Origin of the sequence: Mangrovibacter plantisponsor, from assembly GCF_003182475.1 — a bacterium.
In the GTDB taxonomy this organism is placed as follows: domain Bacteria; phylum Pseudomonadota; class Gammaproteobacteria; order Enterobacterales; family Enterobacteriaceae; genus Mangrovibacter; species Mangrovibacter plantisponsor.
The window spans coordinates 108651-130163 of record NZ_QGTS01000013.1; the positions used below are offsets into that span (position 1 = coordinate 108651).

18 protein-coding genes are annotated in these 21513 nt (G+C 51.2%); 9 read left to right on the forward strand and 9 right to left on the reverse strand.

Translation table 11 applies throughout. The features are described 5' to 3' along the window. Positions 1–7 precede the first annotated feature (7 nt). Positions 8–724, forward strand: coding sequence for a DUF554 domain-containing protein (locus tag DES37_RS19575; protein ID WP_110027423.1), 717 nt, complete (start codon positions 8–10; stop codon positions 722–724). Between the two features lie 130 nt (positions 725–854). After that, complete coding sequence (gene idi / locus DES37_RS19580) at positions 855–1418, forward strand: isopentenyl-diphosphate Delta-isomerase (protein ID WP_110027457.1); 564 nt, start codon at positions 855–857, stop codon at positions 1416–1418. Positions 1419–1503: 85 nt separating this feature from the next. Here idi and DES37_RS19585 read toward each other — a convergent pair whose 3' ends face one another. The 4 genes from DES37_RS19585 to ligB form a co-directional block, all read right to left on the reverse strand. Next, the gene (locus DES37_RS19585; protein WP_110027424.1) at positions 1504–3249 is read right to left on the reverse strand and encodes a tannase/feruloyl esterase family alpha/beta hydrolase; all 1746 of its coding nucleotides are present in this window, start codon (positions 3247–3249) and stop codon (positions 1504–1506) included. Positions 3250–3411: 162 nt separating this feature from the next. Further along, positions 3412–4134, reverse strand: coding sequence for an SDR family NAD(P)-dependent oxidoreductase (locus DES37_RS19590; protein WP_036115659.1), 723 nt, complete (start codon positions 4132–4134; stop codon positions 3412–3414). After that, a complete protein-coding gene (locus tag DES37_RS19595) occupies positions 4131–4571 on the reverse strand; it encodes a GlcG/HbpS family heme-binding protein (RefSeq protein WP_051691521.1) in 441 nt (146 codons plus the stop codon). The genes DES37_RS19590 and DES37_RS19595 overlap by 4 nt, the downstream gene beginning before the upstream one ends. A gap of 55 nt (positions 4572–4626) precedes the next feature. Continuing rightward, positions 4627–6327, reverse strand: a complete 1701-nt coding sequence (ligB, locus tag DES37_RS19600) for an NAD-dependent DNA ligase LigB (protein WP_110027426.1) — start codon at positions 6325–6327, stop codon at positions 4627–4629. Positions 6328–6568: 241 nt separating this feature from the next. Between ligB and gmk the strand changes: the two genes are divergently transcribed. Genes gmk through recG form a run of 5 tightly spaced genes read left to right on the forward strand, consistent with a single transcriptional unit; the run spans position 6569 to position 12440 of the window. After that, complete coding sequence (gmk, locus tag DES37_RS19605) at positions 6569–7192, forward strand: guanylate kinase (RefSeq protein WP_036115654.1); 624 nt, start codon at positions 6569–6571, stop codon at positions 7190–7192. Between the two features lie 54 nt (positions 7193–7246). Then, complete coding sequence (rpoZ, locus tag DES37_RS19610) at positions 7247–7522, forward strand: DNA-directed RNA polymerase subunit omega (RefSeq protein ID WP_036115651.1); 276 nt, start codon at positions 7247–7249, stop codon at positions 7520–7522. A gap of 18 nt (positions 7523–7540) precedes the next feature. Next, positions 7541–9658, forward strand: a complete 2118-nt coding sequence (spoT, locus tag DES37_RS19615; RefSeq protein ID WP_036115649.1) for a bifunctional GTP diphosphokinase/guanosine-3',5'-bis pyrophosphate 3'-pyrophosphohydrolase — start codon at positions 7541–7543, stop codon at positions 9656–9658. A gap of 6 nt (positions 9659–9664) precedes the next feature. Beyond that, complete coding sequence (gene trmH / locus DES37_RS19620) at positions 9665–10354, forward strand: tRNA (guanosine(18)-2'-O)-methyltransferase TrmH (protein WP_036115646.1); 690 nt, start codon at positions 9665–9667, stop codon at positions 10352–10354. Between the two features lie 4 nt (positions 10355–10358). Beyond that, positions 10359–12440 carry an ATP-dependent DNA helicase RecG gene (gene recG / locus DES37_RS19625; protein WP_110027427.1) on the forward strand — a complete coding sequence of 694 codons (2082 nt, stop codon included), beginning with the start codon at positions 10359–10361 and terminating at the stop codon, positions 12438–12440. Positions 12441–12488: 48 nt separating this feature from the next. Here the strand turns inward: recG and gltS are convergent, their stop codons facing one another. Beyond that, complete coding sequence (gltS, locus tag DES37_RS19630; RefSeq protein WP_110027429.1) at positions 12489–13694, reverse strand: sodium/glutamate symporter; 1206 nt, start codon at positions 13692–13694, stop codon at positions 12489–12491. Positions 13695–13918: 224 nt separating this feature from the next. Here gltS and DES37_RS19635 point away from each other — a divergent pair, with 224 nt between their 5' ends. Next, positions 13919–15319, forward strand: a complete 1401-nt coding sequence (locus DES37_RS19635) for a nucleobase:cation symporter-2 family protein (RefSeq protein ID WP_110027430.1) — start codon at positions 13919–13921, stop codon at positions 15317–15319. Positions 15320–15502: 183 nt separating this feature from the next. Then, a complete protein-coding gene (locus DES37_RS19640; protein WP_110027432.1) occupies positions 15503–17185 on the forward strand; it encodes an AsmA family protein in 1683 nt (560 codons plus the stop codon). A gap of 2 nt (positions 17186–17187) precedes the next feature. On the opposite strand, the gene fabY is transcribed toward DES37_RS19640, so the two are convergent. From fabY to typA, 4 genes are all read right to left on the reverse strand, one after another. Continuing rightward, positions 17188–18129, reverse strand: a complete 942-nt coding sequence (gene fabY / locus DES37_RS19645) for a fatty acid biosynthesis protein FabY (RefSeq protein ID WP_036115897.1) — start codon at positions 18127–18129, stop codon at positions 17188–17190. 47 nt (positions 18130–18176) lie between these two features. Then, on the reverse strand, positions 18177–18614 hold the full coding sequence (gene dtd, locus DES37_RS19650; RefSeq protein ID WP_036115628.1) for a D-aminoacyl-tRNA deacylase: 438 nt from the start codon (positions 18612–18614) through the stop codon (positions 18177–18179). A gap of 35 nt (positions 18615–18649) precedes the next feature. Continuing rightward, positions 18650–19255 (reverse strand): glucose-1-phosphatase, encoded by a 606-nt coding sequence (gene yihX, locus DES37_RS19655; RefSeq protein WP_036115625.1) that lies wholly within the window; start codon positions 19253–19255, stop codon positions 18650–18652. 139 nt (positions 19256–19394) lie between these two features. Further along, positions 19395–21215: a ribosome-dependent GTPase TypA gene (gene typA / locus DES37_RS19660; RefSeq protein WP_036115621.1), complete on the reverse strand. Its 1821-nt coding sequence runs from the start codon at positions 21213–21215 to the stop codon at positions 19395–19397. Positions 21216–21513: the final 298 nt, after the last annotated feature.

The following is a 21513-nucleotide window of genomic DNA, read 5'->3' on the forward strand; positions in this document are numbered from 1 at the left end:
CAAAAAAATGTTAATCGGTCCTTATGTCAACGGCACTGCTGTCGTTGTCGGCGGTCTGTTGGGTGCGCTTGCTGGCCGTATGCTTCCGGAACGTGTCCGGACTGCTCTTCCTTTAACCTTCGGCCTCTGCTCTGTTGGGCTGGGTATTAAGCTGGTTATTGAAGTGAAATATATGCCCGCCGTAGTTCTGGCTATGGTCATTGGCGCAGTACTTGGTGAACTGTTCTATGTCGAAAAAGGCATTGGTAAGGCAGCTGGCCTGACCCGCGGTATCGTCAACCGCTTTTTACCCCCGGTTAAAGGACTAACCCACGAAGAATTTACTGAAAAATTTGTTGCCATTCTGGTGCTGTTTTGTGCCAGTGGCACAGGTATCTTTGGTGCCATGCACGAAGGGATGACCGGTGACCCGTCTATCCTGTATATCAAAACGGTACTGGATCTGTTCACTTCAGCAATTTTCGCCACCATGCTGGGCTACGCGGTAATGACCATTGCTATTCCGCAGGTCATTCTTCAGGTTCTGCTGGCAATGCTGGCAGTCGTTATTTTACCAATGACTACACCAGACATGATGGCTGACTTCTCCTGCGCTGGCGGCCTTATCATGATTGCGACAGGTTTGCGTATCTGCAATATCAAACTGTTTCCTGTGGCAAACATGCTACCGGGTCTCTTCCTGGTGATGCCGTTCTCCCACCTTTGGGCATCTTTAGTCGCATAAAACGTTAAGCATGGTTCGGGGTTTCCGGGCCATGCTATTTTCGTCAGAATGCGGCAGACCACCCCGATTATTGCCCATCCGTTATACTTCACATTTCCAGATATCCCTGGCCTGATACGAGAGTTTTATGATGCAACAAGAACATGTGGTGCTGCTCAATGCACAAGGCAAACCAGAAGGAATCCTGGAGAAATACGCCGCGCATCATGAGAACACTCCGCTTCACCTGGCTTTTTCTTGCTGGGTATTTAATGCACAGGGGCAATATTTACTGACCCGCAGGGCATTAACCAAGAAGGCCTGGCCTGGCGTGTGGACTAATTCTGTTTGCGGTCACCCTCAATGGGAAGAAACACAGGAAGAGGCGATTCACCGCCGTTGCCAGTACGAAACAGGGGTGAATGTTGAAAACATAACCCCCGTCAGCCCACACTTTCGTTATTGCGAAACCGATGCCAACGGGATTATGGAAAACGAGATTTGCCCGGTATATGCGGCACTGGCCGTTAATGAAGTACAACCTCACCCTGAAGAAGTAATGGATTACCACTGGGTTCAGTTGAATGATGTCATCGCATCCGTGCGCCATACACCATGGGTATTTTCCCCCTGGATGGTACAACTTGTTTCCGATTCCAGTGCCATCAGTGCCCTGAACACTTTCGTGCAAAATATTACCAGATCTCAACGGTAAAAATGCCGGGCAAACCACCCGGCTGTGCAATAACAGGTAGTAACACAGGCGGGTTTGGCCTGTTGTTAATCCGCAATACCACGTATTACTTCCCCTGATGCGGCTGGTAAAAATCAGCCCCCCGCCAGTCAGTGTAGAATGGCAGAACCTGGCGTTTAACCGGCTTATAGCTGCTCCCATTGGTACGTTCACCCTGCCCGCTGTATACCGCCATTAACGGAAACGGGTACACAGGGCGTGATGCTGCACCTGCCGGAATGGATTGCAGGCGAAAACGCGTTTTTCCATCCTGAACTGGTGGCATCATTGCTGCAGGTTTCGTTTTTCCTGCCCCGGCACCTTGCGGCTGGCCAAAGCTGTTCTCTGCTTTTGCCGGTGCCTGCCATGCCATTACAGCCTCTGGAGCCACACCATGTTCAACCCAGTTCATCATCGGTGTTAAGAAATCCACCAGTGACGGGCCTTCACCACCAGAACAGTGATACACGCCAGGAAGTAAATACAAACGCTCGAATGCATCACGCTGTGTCACTCCCATTGCCCGACCAACAGCCTGGTGAAAGGCAATAGAATTGATGGGCGAAATATGAGGGTCAGCCAACCCATGCCAAATAATCAGTTTGCCACCAGCCTGTTTAAACGCGGCAAGGTTCGGGTTTGTCGCATCGTATAAGCTGTGTAACGCGCGCAGCTTATCAAACATGTTTGCATCAAACGTCATATCTTTAAGCGTGAAACTGGCTCCGGGATTTTTCACAAAATTCATATAACGCAGTGAAGCCAGAGCAATACTACGACTCATTATCGGCCCATCTGCCGTCTGTGGCACAAAGACACCGGCCCATGCCAGCTCAGACCCAGGCAGAACACTGCCAACAACCAGTTTTTGCCCGGTTTTCGGGTCAACCGGGCCTGAATAGAATCGTTTAACAGCCTCAACTTCTTTGGATGACAGGCAGTTTGCCTGAGGAGTATCGCTGCCAGGCGGGCATTGCAATACTGCGGGATTGAAATGGCAGGTCATCGGGTCTGAGAGCAGCCCGTCTTTTTGGCCATCCAGCGCATCACAGGCATTCAGAACCGCATTATGAATCAAGGGCAATCTGTCTGCGGTAATAATCGCTTTACCTTCTTTATCCGTATTGGAAACTGCCATCCAGGAATGGTACAGGGCATTCTGCACCTGGAAGTTCATTGCAGCCGCCCCGGCAATGATGCCATTAAAATCTCGCGGGAACCGCTGCGCCTCCATTAAGGCCTCACGCCCACCATCCGAACAGCCATTAAAGTAGGACCATTTTGCAGCTTGTGCATAATAATGCTGGATCAGGCTTTTAGATGTCACCACAGCCAGATGCTGAGCGCGCCAGGCAAAATCCTCGCGTTTTTGCTGCGAGTTACCAAAATCCACTTCTTCCATTGAGTGGCCCATATCCGTTGCAGCGAGAGCGAACCCGCCTTGCGCTAATGGGGCACACCCTGCAGCAGCACCAACATCCATCATGATGTTGCCGCACAAACCACCACAGCCTAATTGCATGTAGCGCCCGTTCCAGGTGGTCACCGGCAGAAGTGTTTTGATGGTTATGGATGGCATCAATTTACTACTGACCACACAGTAATTAACGGCGTTAATCGTTTCTTCTTTTGCCGAGCTGACCACACTGCCTTTGCCACCAATACCGGTCAAATCAACCTGCATAAGTGCTTCACACGCCTGTGCGGAAGGTACTGTAGCGATACCTGAATGCACAGAAACTGGTTGGGCAAATACAGGAGAGATGAACAATGCCATCATGCCTGCCCATGCCAGTGCTATTAACATCCTCATAGCGGTTAACCTTTTATGTGTTTTAAAGAGGTAATGAAATAAAACCTGGCAGGTTACGAGTGCACTGTCAGGGAATAAAGGACCAAAATTGAATAAATGCAACAATGGGAAATGCAGGCAAAATTACTGCGCACTTAACACGCGCAGTAATTTAATCAGTTATCAGCCAAGCATAATGCCGCCATCAACCGCCAGACGCTGGCCTGTCACAAAACCGTTTTCCATCAGGAAAATATAAGCGGCAGCCAGTTCATCCATTGTTGCCAGGCGTTTCAGTGGGATATTTTCTTCAAAATGAGCTTGTGTCCTGGCCAAATCATCTGCAGGTACATCGCGCCAGAATGGCGTGAGTGTCCATGTCGGTGCAACGGCATTTACCCGAACAGCAGGAGCCAGCTCCGCGGCTAACCCTTCAACTAAAGCGTTAATACCCAGGTTGCCAACGTAACTGGCACAGGCATGTTGTGCTCGCCCTCCGGTGCCTGATGTAAATACCATACTGCCACCGGTATTGAGGTGTGGCGCTGCCAGTTTACCGATGAGCACATTCGTCATAAATTTAGAATGTATAACGTGTTCTATGGTTTCCATTTCAGCCTCCATAAAACCGCCGCCCATAACATCGCCCACCATAGACACCAGGTGGTCAAACTTGCCTTGTTGACTAAAAAACGCAGTCAGAGCCTGGTGGTCATGGGCATCAACCTGGTGTAATGAAACGTCTGAATGCAACAGAGAAAGCGTTTTTTTCGCATCGGCAAGGCGCCCAGGATTACGGCCAATTAGCATTAAATTAGCCCCTTTTTTGGCAGCCATTAACGCTACATGCAGGCCAATACCAGAAGCACCACCAATAATTGCGACTGTTTTTCCTTCAAGGCTCATTTTACCGCCTCCTCTACTGCCTGAGCCGCAGCATTGGCAACATAGCTGTCGTTTTCACCATGCGCACCACTGACCCCCACAGCACCAATCACAACGCCACCTACGATAACAGGAATACCACCTTCTAAAGGCGTAACACCCGGCGTACTCAAAAAACTGGGGTGCCCGTTATTAATGAAATCTTCAAATGCTTTAGAAGGCTCCCCTAATAGTGCAGCAGTTTTTGCTTTCTCACATGCCACTTGTATGGTGACACCACTGGCACCATCCTGCTTTTCAAAAGCCAGTAACTGGCCTGCAGGATCTACCACAGCAACGCTGATTTTCCAGCCATGCGTCCGGGCAGATTGCTGGGCTGCGACAATTGCCTTTCTGGCGCCAGCAAGCGTAAGTGAAGGAGTACGATGAAACAGAGCAGATTCAGTTGGTTCAGACATAAACGTTACCTGTGTTTTCACAAACCCGATAGTGCTTGTTATTTATTAGATATATCTAAAAACCACCCTGTAAAAACCCAGCGATACCTTCCTCACCCAGCCAGCCCGCAAGGTGACTGACCTCCGGTGAATGTACAACACGCAGAATCTCTTTTGCCCGCCCGGGCCCAATCCCGGCAAAGCGCTGCCAGTCGGCCTGAGTACGTTGTGTAACCTGTTCCCAGTGTGTATCCGCAAAAGCCCGGAAATGGCGTTCCGGGAGTGGAACACCCAACGCTTTGACCCAACGGGCAAAAGGCTGCTGGCGTGCCAGAGTGAATTGTTGCCACAAATAGCTGGCATGGGCCGCAGATATACCGGGGGTGCGAGCCAGGGCGCCTTCATCTAATTGCAGCCAGGAAAAAATATGCTCAAATTGGTGATGTTCAGTCAGCACCCGCCATCGCCCCGGCCCGATACCTTTCAGGCCCAGCGCCTGAGGTTGTGCTAACCCATTCAGCCGGGCAAGGAATTGTTCCTGGCAATGTTCAGCCTGAGGAGAAAAACAGCTCAACGCATGAAAGTGTGTTGAATCTGGTGGTTCAGGTTTAATACGTTCAGCCACACGCCACAGCACATCATCCAGCCGAGGGATCCCTTGCCCCGCCAGGCTGATTACAACCTGATCGCCTGGCGCGATATCCCATTCCAGCCAGCGCCGGACAGACCCAAGGCTAACTCTCTTCACCTGCTTATCATCTATTTGCACCGGGTGAAGGGTTGCCACAACCGTCACTTTACCGGTACGCCCAACAGTAAAATCGATTCGTTTCACCTCAGCAATTTGTTGTTCAGGCGGGTATTTCCAGGCAACCAGCCAGCTATTCTCACCAGGCCGCCAGTGTTCTGCGGGCGCAGCATGCTCCGCCCGAATAATGATGCCATCAGTAGCAAAAGGTAAGGGTGAACGGAACCATGTGTCACGCCAGTGGGCGACATCGGTTACTGATGCCACAGGCTGTGACCAGCCTGACGTCAAAGTGAACCCGGCATCAGATAACACAGAAAACTGCCGGGATAACTCTTGCGGGCCATCCGGCCAGGCCCAGATAAAAAGGCCAATCCGGCTGAGGTGTAACCCAGGAACTTTACGCATCATAGCGCCCGCAACATAAGACCTGGCATTCAAACTGCCATCACGTTGTTGCACGTGCCCGGGCTCTCCAGCCTGCAAAAAGAGCTCCCCTTGCAGCACAGCATTAGCCAGCACCCCTTGCGTTCTTTGGGGCAAACCGGCGAGAAACGGGATCCGGTCGCTCCAGTCTTCTCCCTGCAGCCCATCACCACGGCTAAGCAACCGGACGGGTTTCCCATCCTGATAAACCAGGGTAATGGCCACACCATCTACTTTAGGTTGTACCCACAACGCCGTTTTCCCTGACATCCAGCGAGCCACTGCAGCCATGTCGGATAACTTTTTAACCCCTGTATGAGCAACCGGATGCCAGTGCTTCCCAGGCCTGGCCTGAATGGCATCACTTCCTGCCGCCGAATACTGAAAACAACGTTGCCAAAATGCCAGGCGGCTACGGATCTGGTCATAAAGTTCATCGCCAATTTCACTCACACCGTTTTGCCAGTATGCGGTATCCCACGCGGATACCTGGGCAGACAACGCGGATATTTCATGGCCAGCGCGCAGGGGGGACCAGTTCGGGCACTGGGCCTGCACGAAAGAAATGCACAGCAACTGAATGAGTAATAAAACTATTTTCATACTCACCTCCTGAGTCCGTGCACTGTACGCGACAGGAAAGAGTGCGAATATGTTGAAAAGATGCGTTTGCGAAACATGCCGAAAACAAAAAGGCCTGTTGCAGGCTGCACAACAAAAATCAGGAATTCCGAACGAAAAATAAAGAAATTACCGCCTGAAACCAGACAAAGGCTACGTAATGGCAGGAGGTTGTGTATAATAAGCGCGTATTACTCACTTCTTTATTTCGAATCGAATACTCATGGCTCAAGGCACGCTTTATATTGTTTCCGCGCCAAGTGGTGCGGGGAAATCCAGTCTCATTCAGGCGTTACTGAAAACTCAGCCACTGTATGACACCCAGGTTTCCGTTTCTCATACCACCCGCTCCGCGCGCCCGGGCGAAATTCATGGTGAACACTACTATTTTGTTAACCATGATGAGTTTCGACAAATGATTGCTGAAGACGCCTTCCTGGAACACGCGGAAGTCTTTGGTAATTACTACGGCACGTCACGCCACACTATTGAACAAGTCTTGTCGACGGGTGTGGATGTTTTTCTGGATATCGACTGGCAGGGTGCCCAGCAGATCCGCAAAAAAATGCCGGAAGCACGCAGTATTTTTATTCTTCCACCTTCAAAAGTGGAACTGGACCGCCGCTTACGTGGCCGTGGTCAGGATAGTGAAGATGTCATTACCCGCCGAATGGCTCAGGCTGTTGCGGAAATGAGCCACTATGCCGAGTATGATTACCTTATTGTGAATGATGACTTTGATACCGCCCTGGGCGATTTAAAGACTATCATTCGGGCTGAACGCCTGCGTATGGGGCGACAAAAGCAACGTCATGATGCTTTAATCAGCAAACTATTGGCAGACTGAACCCGGATTCAGTATCATGCCCAGTCATTTCTTCACCTGTGGAGCACTTTAAATATGGCACGCGTAACTGTTCAGGACGCTGTAGAGAAAATTGGTAACCGTTTTGACCTGGTACTGGTCGCTGCGCGTCGCGCCCGCCAAATGCAGGCTGGTGGCAAAGATCCGCTGGTACCGGAAGAAAACGATAAACCCACCGTTATCGCACTGCGTGAAATCGAAGAAGGTTTGATTAACAACCAGATCCTCGATGTGCGTGAACGCCAGGAACAGCAAGAGCAGGAAGCCGCTGAATTGCAGGCTGTTACCGCGATTGCTGAAGGTCGTCGTTAATAACTCTGTAGGCACCCCTTGTACCTGTTTGAAAGCCTTAATCAACTGATTCAACATTACTTGCCTGAGGACCAAATTAAGCGCCTCAGGCAGGCATATCTTGTTGCGCGTGATGCTCACGAGGGGCAAACACGTTCAAGTGGTGAACCCTATATAACGCACCCTGTCGCTGTGGCTTGTATTCTGGCCGAAATGAAACTCGACCACGAAACACTCATGGCGGCACTGCTGCACGATGTTATCGAAGATACTCCGGCAACCTACCAGGATATGGAGCAGTTGTTTGGTAAAACTGTGGCCGAACTGGTCGAAGGGGTATCGAAACTCGATAAACTGAAGTTCCGCGATAAGAAAGAAGCGCAGGCTGAAAACTTTCGCAAAATGATCATGGCGATGGTGCAGGATATCCGCGTCATTCTGATCAAGCTCGCAGACCGTACCCATAATATGCGCACGCTGGGCTCTTTGCGCCCGGATAAACGCCGCCGTATTGCACGGGAAACGCTGGAAATATACAGCCCGCTGGCTCACCGCTTAGGTATTCATCACCTAAAAACTGAGCTGGAAGAGTTAGGTTTCGAGGCGCTCTACCCTAACCGTTATCGGGTCATCAAAGAAGTGGTAAAAGCCGCTCGCGGTAACCGCAAAGAGATGATCCAGAAAATCCTTTCTGAAATTGAAGGGCGGTTGCAAGAGGCAGGTATAGCCTGTCGCGTCAGTGGCAGGGAAAAACACCTTTATTCGATTTACTGCAAAATGGTGCTGAAAGAACAACGCTTTCATTCCATCATGGATATCTATGCTTTTCGCGTAATCGTTAAAGATGTGGACACCTGTTACCGTGTTTTGGGGCAGATGCACAGCCTGTATAAACCACGCCCAGGCCGGGTTAAAGACTACATTGCTATACCCAAAGCCAACGGATACCAGTCATTGCATACCTCAATGATTGGCCCCCATGGTGTACCCGTTGAAGTCCAGATTCGTACAGAAGATATGGACCAAATGGCGGAGATGGGGGTGGCTGCGCACTGGGCCTATAAAGGCCACGGTGAAAGCAGTACTACCGCGCAAATTCGGGCTCAGCGCTGGATGCAAAGCCTGCTCGAATTACAACAAAGTGCCGGTAACTCGTTTGAATTTATCGAAAGTGTAAAATCTGATCTGTTCCCGGATGAGATTTACGTTTTCACCCCGGAAGGGCGTATTGTTGAGCTCCCTGCCGGTGCCACACCCGTCGATTTTGCCTATGCGGTACACACAGATATTGGCCATGCCTGTGTCGGTGCCCGCGTAGACCGCCAGCCTTACCCGCTTTCCCAACCGCTTTCCAGTGGGCAAACCGTGGAAATCATCACAGCACCGGGCGCTCGTCCTAATGCCGCATGGCTGAACTTTGTGGTCAGTTCGCGGGCGCGGGCTAAAATCCGCCAGGCGCTCAAGAACCTCAAGCGTGATGACTCAGTAAGCCTGGGCCGCCGCCTGTTAAGCCATGCATTAGGGGGCAGCCGTAAGCTTGCTGAGATCCCGGCAGAGAATCTGCAACGGGAACTGGAGCGCATGAAGCTTGGCTCTCTGGATGACCTGTTGGCAGAGATTGGCCTCGGTAATGCCATGAGTGTTGTGGTGGCAAAAAACCTGACTCATGGTGAAAACAGCGTACAGCAGCAAACAGCACCTGCGGAAAACCGTACTCACTTGCCAATAAAAGGTGCTGACGGTGTGATGGTGACGTTTGCAAAATGCTGCCGCCCAATTCCTGGCGACCCGATTCTTGCGCATGTCAGTCCTGGGAAAGGGCTGGTGATTCACCATGAATCCTGCCGTAACATCAAGGGCTACCAGAAAGAGCCAGAGAAATTCATGGCTGTTGAGTGGGATAAGGAAACCGAGCAAGAGTTTATCACCGAAATCAAGGTGGATATGTTCAACCACCAGGGTGCTCTGGCTAACCTGACTGCTGCGATTAATGCTTCTGGTTCCAACATTCAAAGCCTGAATACAGAAGAGAAAGATGGGCGGGTATACAGTGCATTTATTCGCCTGACAGCCCGGGATCGCGTACATCTGGCCAACATTATGCGCAAAATCCGCGTAATGCCGGATGTCATTAAAGTTAACCGCAACAGAAATTAAGCGTTTATGAATCCACAACGTTATGCGCGTATTTGCGAAATGCTCGCCCGCCGCCAGCCAGACCTGACAGTGTGCATGGAGCAGGTCCATAAACCGCATAATGTATCGGCTATTATTCGCACGGCAGATGCCGTGGGAGTACAGGAAGTGCACGCCGTATGGCCCGGGCACAAGTTACGTACCACGGTGTCTACAGCAGCCGGGAGTAATAGCTGGGTAGATGTCAAAACCCACCGTACTATCCAAAATGCTGTCACAACGCTAAAAGCGCGTGGCATGCAGGTCCTCGCCACTCATCTTTCAGATAGCGCCGTTGATTTTCGGGAAATCGACTACACTCGCCCAACCTGCATTCTTATGGGCCAGGAAAAAACAGGCATAACACAGGAAGCCCTGGCACTGGCTGATCAGGACATTATCATTCCTATGACAGGTATGGTGCAGTCGTTAAATGTTTCTGTCGCTTCCGCACTTATCCTGTATGAGGCACAACGCCAGCGCCAAAACGCTGGTATGTATGCACGGGAAAACAGTATGTTGCCAGACAGCGTTCAGCAACGGCTGTTATTTGAAGGTGGTTACCCGGTGCTGGCTAAAGTCGCCAAACGTAAAGGCCTGCCCTACCCGCTGATTAACCATGCCGGGGAGATAGAGGCAGAGCCCAGTTGGTGGGCCAAAATGCAGTCGGCGGAATAATGCCATGAAAGGCCGCCTGCTGGATGCCATTCCCCTCAGTGCACTGACCGGTGTAGGTGCCAGCCAGAGCAATAAACTGGCGAAAATCGGTTTGCACACCATCCAGGATCTCCTGCTTCACCTCCCATTACGCTACGAAGACCGCACGCAACTCTATGCAATAGGAGATTTGCTGCCGGGGGTTTATGCCACGGTGGAAGGCGAGGTACTGAACTGCAGCGTGCAGTTTGGCCGCCGCCGCATGATGGTATGCCAAATAAGCGATGGCAGTGGCATTTTAACCATGCGGTTTTTCAATTTTAATGCGGCAATGAAAAACAGCCTGGCGACAGGGCGGCGAGTGCTGGCTTATGGGGAAGCGAAGCGAGGCAACCATGGTGCAGAGATGATTCACCCGGAATATCGTTTACAGGACGATACCAGTGCACCTGCATTACAGGAAACGCTGACCCCGGTTTACCCCACAACAGAAGGTGTGCGCCAGGCAACGCTACGTAAACTCACCGACCAGGCGCTGGAGCTGCTGGGCAGTTGTGCAATCGCAGAGCTGTTACCACAAGAGCTGGCGCAAGGAATGATGAGCCTTCAGCAGGCATTGCACACACTTCACCGCCCCCCGCCTTCATTACAACTGGCTGACCTGGAAGCCGGGCAGCATCCTGCTCAACGCCGGCTGATTATGGAAGAGTTACTGGCGCATAACCTGAGTATGCTGGCATTAAGGGCCGGAGCCCGTCGTTATCACGCTCGTCCTTTGCCTGAAGATGATGCGCTCAAGCGTAGCTTTCTCACCCAACTCCCCTTTTCTCCCACGGGCGCGCAGCAACGCGTTGTAGCGGAAATTGAGCAGGATATGGCGCAGGATACACCCATGATGCGCCTGGTCCAGGGTGATGTTGGTTCAGGGAAAACGCTGGTTTCCGCCCTTGCGGCGCTACGCGCTATTGCCGATGGGTGCCAGGTGGCATTAATGGCACCCACTGAATTACTGGCCGAACAACATGCTGCTAACTTTGCAGCCTGGTTTGAACCACTCGGAATTCAGGTGGGCTGGCTGGCTGGGAAACAGAAGGGTAAAGCACGCCAGGCTCAGCAGGAAGCCATCGCCAGCGGCCAGGTGCAAATGATTGTCGGCACCCATGCTATTTTCCAGGAGCAGGTTGAGTTTCATAACCTGGCTCTGGTTATCATTGATGAACAGCACCGTTTTGGGGTCCACCAGCGCCTGGCTTTGTGGGAAAAAGGGGAGAAACAAGGCTTCCACCCGCATCAGTTAATTATGACAGCGACCCCGATTCCCCGCACACTCGCGATGACGGCCTACGCAGACCTGGATACCTCGGTGATAGATGAATTACCGCCAGGCAGAACACCGGTAACCACTGTCGCCATTCCTGATACCCGCCGCCCGGATATTATTGAGCGCGTTCGCCATGCCTGTGCAGAAGAAGGGCGCCAGGCTTACTGGGTGTGTACGTTGATTGAGGAATCTGAGTTACTGGAAGCCCAGGCAGCAGAAGCTACGTGGGAAGAGTTAAAAATCACGTTGCCGGGTTTATCCGTTGGCCTGGTTCATGGGCGCATGAAGCCACAAGAAAAACAGGCGGTCATGCAGGATTTTAAATCCGGGAAACTCCATCTGTTAGTCGCCACCACGGTAATTGAAGTGGGTGTCGATGTTCCCAACGCCAGCCTGATGATCATTGAAAACCCGGAACGCCTTGGGCTGGCTCAGTTACACCAGCTACGAGGGCGTGTTGGCCGTGGTGCGGTAGCCTCGCATTGTGTCCTGCTCTACAAATCACCGTTATCCAAAACGGCGCAAATGCGCCTGCAAGTGCTGCGCGACAGTAACGACGGGTTTGTGATTGCACAAAAAGACCTGGAAATTCGTGGGCCGGGTGAATTGCTTGGTACACGTCAGACGGGGAATGCGGAGTTTAAAGTCGCTGACCTGTTACGCGACCAGAGAATGATACCGGAAGTACAACGCCTGGCACGCCACATCCATGAAAAATACCCCCAACAAGCGCTTGCGCTCATTGAGCGCTGGATGCCAGAAACTGAGCGTTATTCTAATGCCTGATACCCCACGGCTGTAAAAACCGCGGGGTATTGTTTAGCACGTAATATGTCATGCACCAAAAATTGGCAACAACAAATAGAGCTTAATCACCAGCGCATTCACAATATCGATGAAGAATGCACCCACCATTGGAACCACCAGAAACGCCATATGCGATGGCCCGAAGCGGTCAGTAATTGCCTGCATATTTGCAATGGCTGTTGGTGTTGCCCCCAGACCGAAACCACAATGCCCGGCTGCCAGTACTGCCGCATCATAACCTTTGCCCATCAGTCGCCATGTCACGAAGATGGCATACAGCGCCATAGACAGTGCCTGCACCGCCAGAATTGCCAGCATCGGTAATGCCAGAGAAGCCAGTTCCCATAATTTCAGGCTCATCAGCGCCATGGCAAGAAACAAGGAAAGGCTGACGTTACCCAGCACAGAGACCGCCCGGTCAAATACCTGATAGAAACCAATAGCAGACAGAGTATTACTGAGGATAACGCCGACAAACAGCACGCAAACAAAAGTAGGCAGCTCAAGCACTGTCCCTTGCAACAGCTGAGCGACAATACGCCCAAGCGTTAAGCAAATGGCAATCATGGCAATGGTTTCCACCAGGACCAGTGACGTGATCATGCGGCCAATATCTGGCTTTTCGAATGCTGAAGGTACAGCGTTATCATCCGGAGTGCCATCTGGAGTGGATGAGTGTTTGACCAAATAACGCGCGACCGGGCCACCAATCAGCCCCCCCAGCACCAAACCAAATGTCGCACAGGCCATTGCCACTTCGGTGGCATTTTCAAACCCGTAACGCTCGGTAAAGAGCTTACTCCAGGCAGCACCAGTGCCATGGCCGCCAGACAGCGTAATCGACCCGGCTAACAGACCCATTAACGGGTCAAGCCCGAGCACTTTTGCCATACCAATGCCGATGGCGTTCTGCATCAGTAACAGACCAACAACGACAATCAAAAATGTACCAAGGACTTTGCCGCCCGAGCGCAGGCTGGCGATATTGGCATTGAGCCCGATAGTGGCAAAAAAAGCCAACATTAGCGGGTCTTTTAGCGACATATCAAACTCAACTTCCCAGTTTGTCGTCAGTTTGAGCAACAGCAATGCCAGTGCGACCAGTAACCCACCAGCGACGGGTTCAGGAATAGTGTATTTTTTCAGGATTGGAACGGTTTGAACCAGTTTACGCCCCAGCAACAGTACCAGGGTCGCGGCGACCAGCGTAGATAAGGTATCGAGATGAAACATATTGAAATACTCCATGTGCGCATCAGTTGCTGCACGCTATCGTCCTGTAATAAGAAATATCACCAAAAAGCGGATAGACGCATTATTCTAACTAAAAAACAGCCAGAGCTTAGCATAAAAACCAGTTTTCCAGTTATTAACATCATTTTTACAAAAAGCAACCGTTTGCTTTTACCATTTAGTCCGATAAAATCACCGCTTTTCCACCACGAGATATCCCAATAATGTCCGCGAGCCATTCAGAAGCAGAAAATACGCAAACGGTTGCTCAGCCACCGCGTAATAGTGAACTCATTTATCATCTGGAAGACAGGCCGCCTTTGCCGCAAACCTTGTTTGCTGCCTGCCAGCATTTATTGGCTATGTTTGTCGCGGTGATCACTCCGGCACTATTAATCTGCCAGGCGCTGGGGTTACCGGCTGCGGATACCCAGCACATCATCAGCATGTCGTTATTTGCATCCGGTGTGGCATCCATCATTCAAATTAAAGCCTGGGGCCCGGTAGGTTCCGGTTTATTGTCCATTCAGGGAACCAGCTTTAACTTTGTTTCTCCATTGATCATGGGGGGGCTGGCGCTGAAAAATGGTGGGGCAGATATTCCAACAATGATGGCGGCGCTGTTTGGCACATTGATGCTGGCAAGCTGTACCGAAATGGTACTGTCGCGCGTTCTGCACCTTGCCCGGCGCATTATCACACCACTGGTTTCGGGCGTAGTGGTCATGATTATCGGGTTATCTCTGATTCAGGTCGGCCTGACATCTATTGGTGGTGGTTACGCTGCCATGAACGACCACAGCTTTGGCTCCCCTAAAAACCTGTTACTGGCAGGGATAGTTCTGGCCGTCATTATTCTGCTTAACCGCCAGCGTAACCCTTATTTACGGGTTGCATCGCTGGTGATTGCCATGGCAATCGGCTACCTTGCTGCAGGGCTTATGGGCATGCTGCCCGACAACACCACAGCCGCTAACCAGTCGCTGATTATGGTTCCAACGCCGCTTTATTACGGCCTCGGCTTTGACTGGAATCTGTTGGTGCCACTAATGCTGGTATTTATGGTGACCTCGCTGGAAACGATTGGCGATATTACTGCCACGTCGGATGTTTCAGAACAACCGGTTTCCGGGCCGTTATACATGAAGCGCCTTAAAGGTGGTGTACTGGCAAATGGCCTGAACTCAATGGTTTCCGCTATTTTCAACACCTTCCCGAACTCCTGCTTTGGCCAAAACAACGGGGTTATCCAGTTAACGGGTGTGGCAAGCCGCTATGTCGGGTTTGTGGTTGCACTGATGCTTATCATTTTGGGCCTGTTCCCGGCTGTTAGCGGGTTTGTACAACATATTCCTGAACCTGTTCTGGGCGGTGCCACCATTGTGATGTTCGGCACCATCGCCGCATCAGGTGTCCGAATTGTGTCTCGTGAACCATTAAACCGCCGCGCCATTCTGATAATTGCATTGTCGCTGGCGGTAGGTTTGGGCGTATCTCAGCAGCCATTGATTCTGCAGTTTGCTCCTGACTGGCTGAAAAACATGCTCTCTTCCGGGATTGCTGCAGGTGGGCTCACCGCTATTCTGCTGAATCTGATTTTCCCGCAAGAAAAAGAAAAGCAATAACAGCTGTTATTCGGTATTGGCCCGGTTTGCACAACAGGGCCAATACCGGCATATTTGCCCGATATTCTGCCTGTTTTCTCACCTGTTCCTGTTTACGGATGCAACTCCTCACATATCCACCCTTGAGGTCTGTATATTTTTAAGGCATAACACCCGAATGATATCTGCGCAGGATGGAAGACTATGAAATTCGCAGGAAAGTTTATTTTCGCACTGCTGCTCGTCGTCTTTGCGGTGCTGGTTGCAGGGTATTTTGTGGTGCAGACCCCGTGGGGAACCGGGAAAATTGTCCGCTGGGTTAACAACAACACGGGTTATGATTTAAAAATTCAGTCTGTTTCGCACTCCTGGCGCGCGCCAGACCATGTCATGCTGTCTGGTGTTACATTTGGCAGGAAAGGCCATTCAGCCACTCTGGTGGCAAAGCAGGTGGATATTGGCCTGAGCGCACGGCAGTTTTCAGAACCTCTGCATGTGGATACCATCCTGTTAGACGGTGGTACCCTGAATTTATTACCTTCTGCCGCACCGCTACCTTTTCAGGCTGAGCGGTTACAACTCACCAATATGGCTATTAACAGCCCGGAAACTGGCTGGAATCTTACCGCCCAACGGGTAAGTGGTGGGCTGGTGCCCTGGAAACCTGAACCTGGCAGTATTCTGGGGCGAAACACCCAAATACAGCTCAGTGCCGGGTCGCTGTCACTAAATGGTATCCCGGCCACAAACGTACTGATACAGGGCAAAATTGCGCAGCAGGAAGTTATTCTGCAAACTGTGGGCGCTGATATTGCGCGCGGAGCATTAACAGCCAGTGCCCGGCGCAATTCCGACGGTAGTTGGGAAATTGAGATGCTACGGCTTAATGATATTCGCCTGCAAACTGCTAAATCACTGGCAGATTTTCTGGCCCCGTTAGCCACCGCGCCCTCATTAATGATTGACCGCCTGGAAGTGACCGGCGCACGCATGGAAGGGCCACAATGGGCAATTACCGATTTGAACTTCGGCCTGCGCAACCTGGCCCTGGCAAAAGGCGAGTGGCGCAGCAGTGACGGGCAAATATCCCTGAATGCCAGCGATATTATTTATGGGCCGTTTCAGCTCACAGACCCAATTTTTAATGCAGATTTGTCTGCAGATGGCATCAAAATTCGCCAGTTTTCGTCACGCTGGGAACGCGGGATGATTCGTGCTGACGGGCAATGGTTGCGGCAATCTCACACTCTGGCACTGAATGAAGTTGCCGTTGCCGGGCTGGAATACACACTACCCGCGCAATGGAAAACCTGGTGGCAAACCGCTTTGCCAGACTGGCTCCGGACAGTAACTATTGGGCGCTTTTCTGCCAGCCGTAATTTGCTGATTGATATTAATCCTGATTTCCCATTCCAGTTTACTGCGCTTGATGGCGACGGTTCGGGTCTGACTTTGGTGAAAAATAACCAGTGGGGAATTTGGCAGGGTACGCTGAACTTCGCCGCCGCAGGAGCAACGTTCAATAAAGTGGATGTCCGGCGGCCATCAATCAATTTGACCGCCACACCCGATAATATTGTAGTAACCGAGCTCAGTGCTTTTACCGAAAAAGGCCTGTTGGATGCTAAAGCACAGGTAAGCCAGGCAGCAGAACGGAGGCTCTCGTTACAACTTTCAGGGAAAGGTGTTCCCCTGGATATTCTGCATAACTGGGGTTGGCCAGGCGTTCCGCTTTCGGGCAATGGTAACCTGCAATTGTCACTACATGGCCGTTTGCAGGCCGGGTTGCCCCTTGCCCCCGGCATGAACGGCACACTGCACCTGACAGACAGCAAAGGCGACCAGGTTGTGCAAACTATGAATCAGGGAAGCGTGGCAGGGAATTAACCCTACTCCTCTTCATTTCCCCCCGCTTCCAGCGCGCCGAACGGTTGCGCCGGAAGCACCATATACACCCCTTCGAATACCGCGCCCAGGTGTTCATCGCCAAATAATTTAACCTGCAACTGCACGCGTGATTTTCGCCCGCGGGCCAGGCGATCAAGATCGCCACTGAGTGTTTCCAGGCTGGCCTCTGCCCCCGGCTTACCGGCAATCGGCTTGCTATAGCGAATGTGCGCATCAGCCAAAATAATGGTTCCACCCAAATGGCGCTCACGCAGCATCAGCCAGATAAGCCCCCAACCGGTCAGGGTTGCCAAAGAGAATAAACTCCCGGCAAATAAGGTATGGTGCGGGTTTTGGTTACCCGTTTCCGGCATGGTGGTAATAAATTTCTGCCCGGTATACTGCAAAATGCGCACACCCATTTTCTCACTCAATGGAATATGCTGATACCAGGCTTGCTGAAGCTGCCCGCACCAGTCAGCACGGTGCAAAATATCATCCAGCGTCTGGATAGGTTTTATCATCAAAAAATGGCGTACTGGTGTAGTTTGAGGCGTGGTTATTTCCCCCTGGTTCACGAAGCCCAGCTTGGCAAAGAACTCAACGGCATCTTCACGGGCACTACAGACCACGCGCTTCACACCTTCCTGCCGGGCAACCGATTCCAGCGTCATCGCCACCAGTGTCCCCAGGCCTTTATCCTGCACGGAGGGGTCAACAGCCATAAAGCGAATCGCCGCTTCGTTGTCGGCATTTACATACAGGCGGCCAACTGCGACAGGATTGCCCTCCTCGTCCACAACCATTTGATGGTGCGCCATTGCATCCCAGGCATCACGTTCAGAGCCTTTTGGCTGGTGCAAAGGTTTGCGCAGCATCTCCCAACGAAATTGGTAATAGCGTTCAAGTTCTTCTTCTGTTTGTGGTACGCGCAGGTGATACATATGCGTATTCTCTCTTGTCGCCCGGGTGCGTTGCTGGGCCAAATGGTTCATGTTTGCAACCAGAACGTTACCGGGCCGTCATTCACCAAAGACACCTTCATGTCTGCAGCAAAACGCCCGGTTTCCGTTGCGACTCCCTGCATACGGCAACGCTCAACAAAATATTCGTAAAATTCATTCGCCATGTCTGGTGGTGCGCCGCGAGAAAACCCCGGACGCATGCCACGGCTGGTATCTGCCGGCAATGTAAACTGAGAAACCACCAGAACACTGCCGCCAGCCTGTTGAACATTCAGGTTCATTTTGTCATTTTCGTCCTGAAAAATGCGGTAACCAAGCACGCGTTCACACAAACGATCTGCCTTCTGGTGGGTGTCTTCTTTTTCGACACCTAATAACACTAAAAGTCCTGATCCAATCTGACCAGTAATCATGCCATCCACCTTTACGCAGGCTTCAGACACACGTTGTATTAAAGCAATCATGATGAATTCTTATTGGATGAATGGAGACAATCAAGTCAGGTCGCCTGGTTGTGTTCAGCAAACCAGGCAGGAATACGTTTACGGTCATCGACTAACACACTGGTTATACCCAGTTGCTGAGCCGCATTAATATTCTCATGGTTGTCATCAAAAAATACGGCATCACTGGCTGCCACACCTTCCTGGCTCAGAACATATTGGTAAATCTCAGGTTCAGGTTTGCGCATCCCGATTTCATGAGAAAGGTAGACATGTGAAGCGGCATCATCCACCTCGGGCCAGCGCTCACGCCAGAACAACGTATGCAACAGGTTGGTATTAGACAACACCACCACGCGTTGTTGCTGTGCGCGCAATGAACGCATGATATCGATAACCTCAGGGCGCAAACCCACAAAAACCGCCTGCCAGCCTTCAGTAAATTGCGCCGGGCTCAGGGGCAAACACAGTTCATGAGACATATTCTGAATAAATACATCATCGCTGATTTCCCCGCGTTCATGGCGCTGAAAACTCTCCCCCATATGAAAACGCTCCTGCACTCTGGCCAGCGGTACATGGGTATAGTGACTCCAGGTGCCAAGCACACGGTTAAAATCGATATCGATAATGACATTCCCAAGGTCAAAGATATAAAGCATTGCATCTTCTCCAGTGAGGCCATGGAGAATTAACTGTAGCGGTAATCGCTTGATTTGACTATCCGGCAGGTAACAAGAAGGCATAAAAAAACCCCGCCAAAAAAGACGGGGTTCTGTATCAGCGAAAGAAAAAACTTAATTATTCTTTCGGACCGCGGGTGGCGCGACGGCGATCGTTTTCTGTCAGATGACGTTTACGCAGACGTACAGAAGTCGGCGTTACTTCTACCAGTTCGTCATCATCGATAAACTCCAGAGCCTGTTCCAGGGTCATTTTAACCGGCGGAGACAGGGTGGTCGCTTCGTCAGTACCAGATGCACGCATGTTGGTCAGTTTTTTACCAGTCAGGCAGTTCACAGTCAGGTCGTTAGAACGGCTGTGAATACCGATGATCTGGCCTTCATACACTTCAGCACCATGGCCGAGGAACAACTTACCGCGATCCTGCAGGCTGTACAGTGCATAAGCAACTGCTTTACCCTGACCATTGGAAATCAGTACGCCATTCTGGCGCTGACCGATTTCACCCGGACGCAGGTCGTCGTAGTGGCTGAATGACGCATAAAGCAGACCAGTACCAGAAGTCATGGTCATGAATTCAGTACGGAAGCCAATCAGACCACGGCTTGGAATGATGTAGTCAAGACGAACGCGGCCTTTGCCATCTGGCATCATGTCACGCATGTCACCTTTACGCAGACCCAGAGCTTCCATTACAGAACCCTGGTGCTGCTCTTCGATATCCAGCGTTACCTGCTCAAACGGTTCCTGAGTACGGCCATCGATTTCACGGAAGATAACTTTAGGACGAGATACCGCCAGTTCGAAACCTTCACGACGCATGTTTTCAATCAGAACAGACAGGTGCAGTTCACCACGACCAGAAACACGGAAAGCATCCGGATCTGGGGTTTCTTCAACACGCAGAGCTACGTTGTGCACCAGTTCTTTTTTCAGGCGATCAAGAATCTGGCGAGAAGTAACGAACTTACCTTCTTTACCACAGAACGGAGAGGTGTTTACGCAGAAGAACATGGTTACGGTCGGTTCATCGACAGTCAACGCAGGCAGAGCTTCTACATTGTTCGGATCACAGATGGTGTCGGAAATATTCAGATCACCCAGGCCAGTGATTGCAATGATATCGCCAGCTTCAGCAGAAGCAGACTCAATACGTTGCAGACCCATGTGGCCCAGAACCTGGCCAACTTTGCCATTACGACGTTTGCCTTCGCTGTCGATAATGGTGACTTGCTGGTTCGGTTTAACCACGCCGCGTTTGATACGCCCAATACCGATAACACCAACATAGTTGTTGTAATCCAGCTGGGAGATTTGCATCTGGAACGGGCCATTCAGGTCAACACTTGGCGGTGCCACATGTTTCACAATGGCTTCGAACAGCGGAGTCATGTCTTCAGCCATGTCTTCGTGATCCAGACCAGCGATACCGTTTAACGCAGAAGCGTAAACAATCGGGAAGTCCAGCTGTTCGTCAGTTGCACCCAGGTTAACGAACAGGTCGAACACCTGATCAACAACCCAGTCAGGGCGTGCGCCAGGACGGTCAACTTTGTTGATAACCACAATTGGTTTCAGACCGTAGGCAAACGCTTTTTGCGTTACGAAACGAGTCTGCGGCATCGGGCCATCCATTGCGTCTACCAGCAGCAGAACTGAGTCAACCATGGACATAACGCGTTCTACTTCACCACCAAAGTCGGCGTGCCCTGGGGTGTCCACGATATTGATGCGGTAGTCGCGCCAGTTAATGGCGGTATTTTTCGCGAGGATGGTAATCCCACGCTCTTTCTCCAGGTCGTTGGAGTCCATGACGCGCTCGGTCAGCTCATTACGCTCACCAAACGTGCCAGATTGTTGCAGCAGCTTGTCGACCAGGGTGGTTTTACCATGGTCAACGTGCGCAATAATGGCGATGTTACGCAGATTTTCGATCACAACTTTGCCTCAGGCATTAGGAATAGCGCGCTATTGTACACGTATTAATCGAAGGACTGAACAGGATCACAAACATCTATTGCTAACAAGCTTACATTTCAGGGTTTGTGATCATTTTCACGAAGCACAGATTTGCACCAGTGCGCATTTATGCACCACAAAAGCGCATCACATTAGCACGTATGCACTATAATAGTGCATGGTTTCCATTGTGGTGCAGTGCGTTTTCACGGTGGTGCGCATCATAACGCCTTTTGCGCTATTTTTGAAAGTTGGCACAGTTTTCGCTTAATCAAAA

Coding starts and splice junctions, on each gene's coding strand:
- DES37_RS19575 (WP_110027423.1), top strand. CDS start 8: ATGTTAATCGGTCCTTATGTCAACGGCACTGCTGTCGTTGTCGGCGGT.
- idi (WP_110027457.1), top strand. CDS start 855: ATGCAACAAGAACATGTGGTGCTGCTCAATGCACAAGGCAAACCAGAA.
- DES37_RS19585 (WP_110027424.1), bottom strand. CDS start 3,249: ATGAGGATGTTAATAGCACTGGCATGGGCAGGCATGATGGCATTGTTC.
- DES37_RS19590 (WP_036115659.1), bottom strand. CDS start 4,134: ATGAGCCTTGAAGGAAAAACAGTCGCAATTATTGGTGGTGCTTCTGGT.
- DES37_RS19595 (WP_051691521.1), bottom strand. CDS start 4,571: ATGTCTGAACCAACTGAATCTGCTCTGTTTCATCGTACTCCTTCACTT.
- ligB (WP_110027426.1), bottom strand. CDS start 6,327: ATGAAAATAGTTTTATTACTCATTCAGTTGCTGTGCATTTCTTTCGTG.
- gmk (WP_036115654.1), top strand. CDS start 6,569: ATGGCTCAAGGCACGCTTTATATTGTTTCCGCGCCAAGTGGTGCGGGG.
- rpoZ (WP_036115651.1), top strand. CDS start 7,247: ATGGCACGCGTAACTGTTCAGGACGCTGTAGAGAAAATTGGTAACCGT.
- trmH (WP_036115646.1), top strand. CDS start 9,665: ATGAATCCACAACGTTATGCGCGTATTTGCGAAATGCTCGCCCGCCGC.
- recG (WP_110027427.1), top strand. CDS start 10,359: ATGAAAGGCCGCCTGCTGGATGCCATTCCCCTCAGTGCACTGACCGGT.
- gltS (WP_110027429.1), bottom strand. CDS start 13,694: ATGTTTCATCTCGATACCTTATCTACGCTGGTCGCCGCGACCCTGGTA.
- DES37_RS19635 (WP_110027430.1), top strand. CDS start 13,919: ATGTCCGCGAGCCATTCAGAAGCAGAAAATACGCAAACGGTTGCTCAG.
- DES37_RS19640 (WP_110027432.1), top strand. CDS start 15,503: ATGAAATTCGCAGGAAAGTTTATTTTCGCACTGCTGCTCGTCGTCTTT.
- fabY (WP_036115897.1), bottom strand. CDS start 18,129: ATGTATCACCTGCGCGTACCACAAACAGAAGAAGAACTTGAACGCTAT.
- dtd (WP_036115628.1), bottom strand. CDS start 18,614: ATGATTGCTTTAATACAACGTGTGTCTGAAGCCTGCGTAAAGGTGGAT.
- yihX (WP_036115625.1), bottom strand. CDS start 19,255: ATGCTTTATATCTTTGACCTTGGGAATGTCATTATCGATATCGATTTT.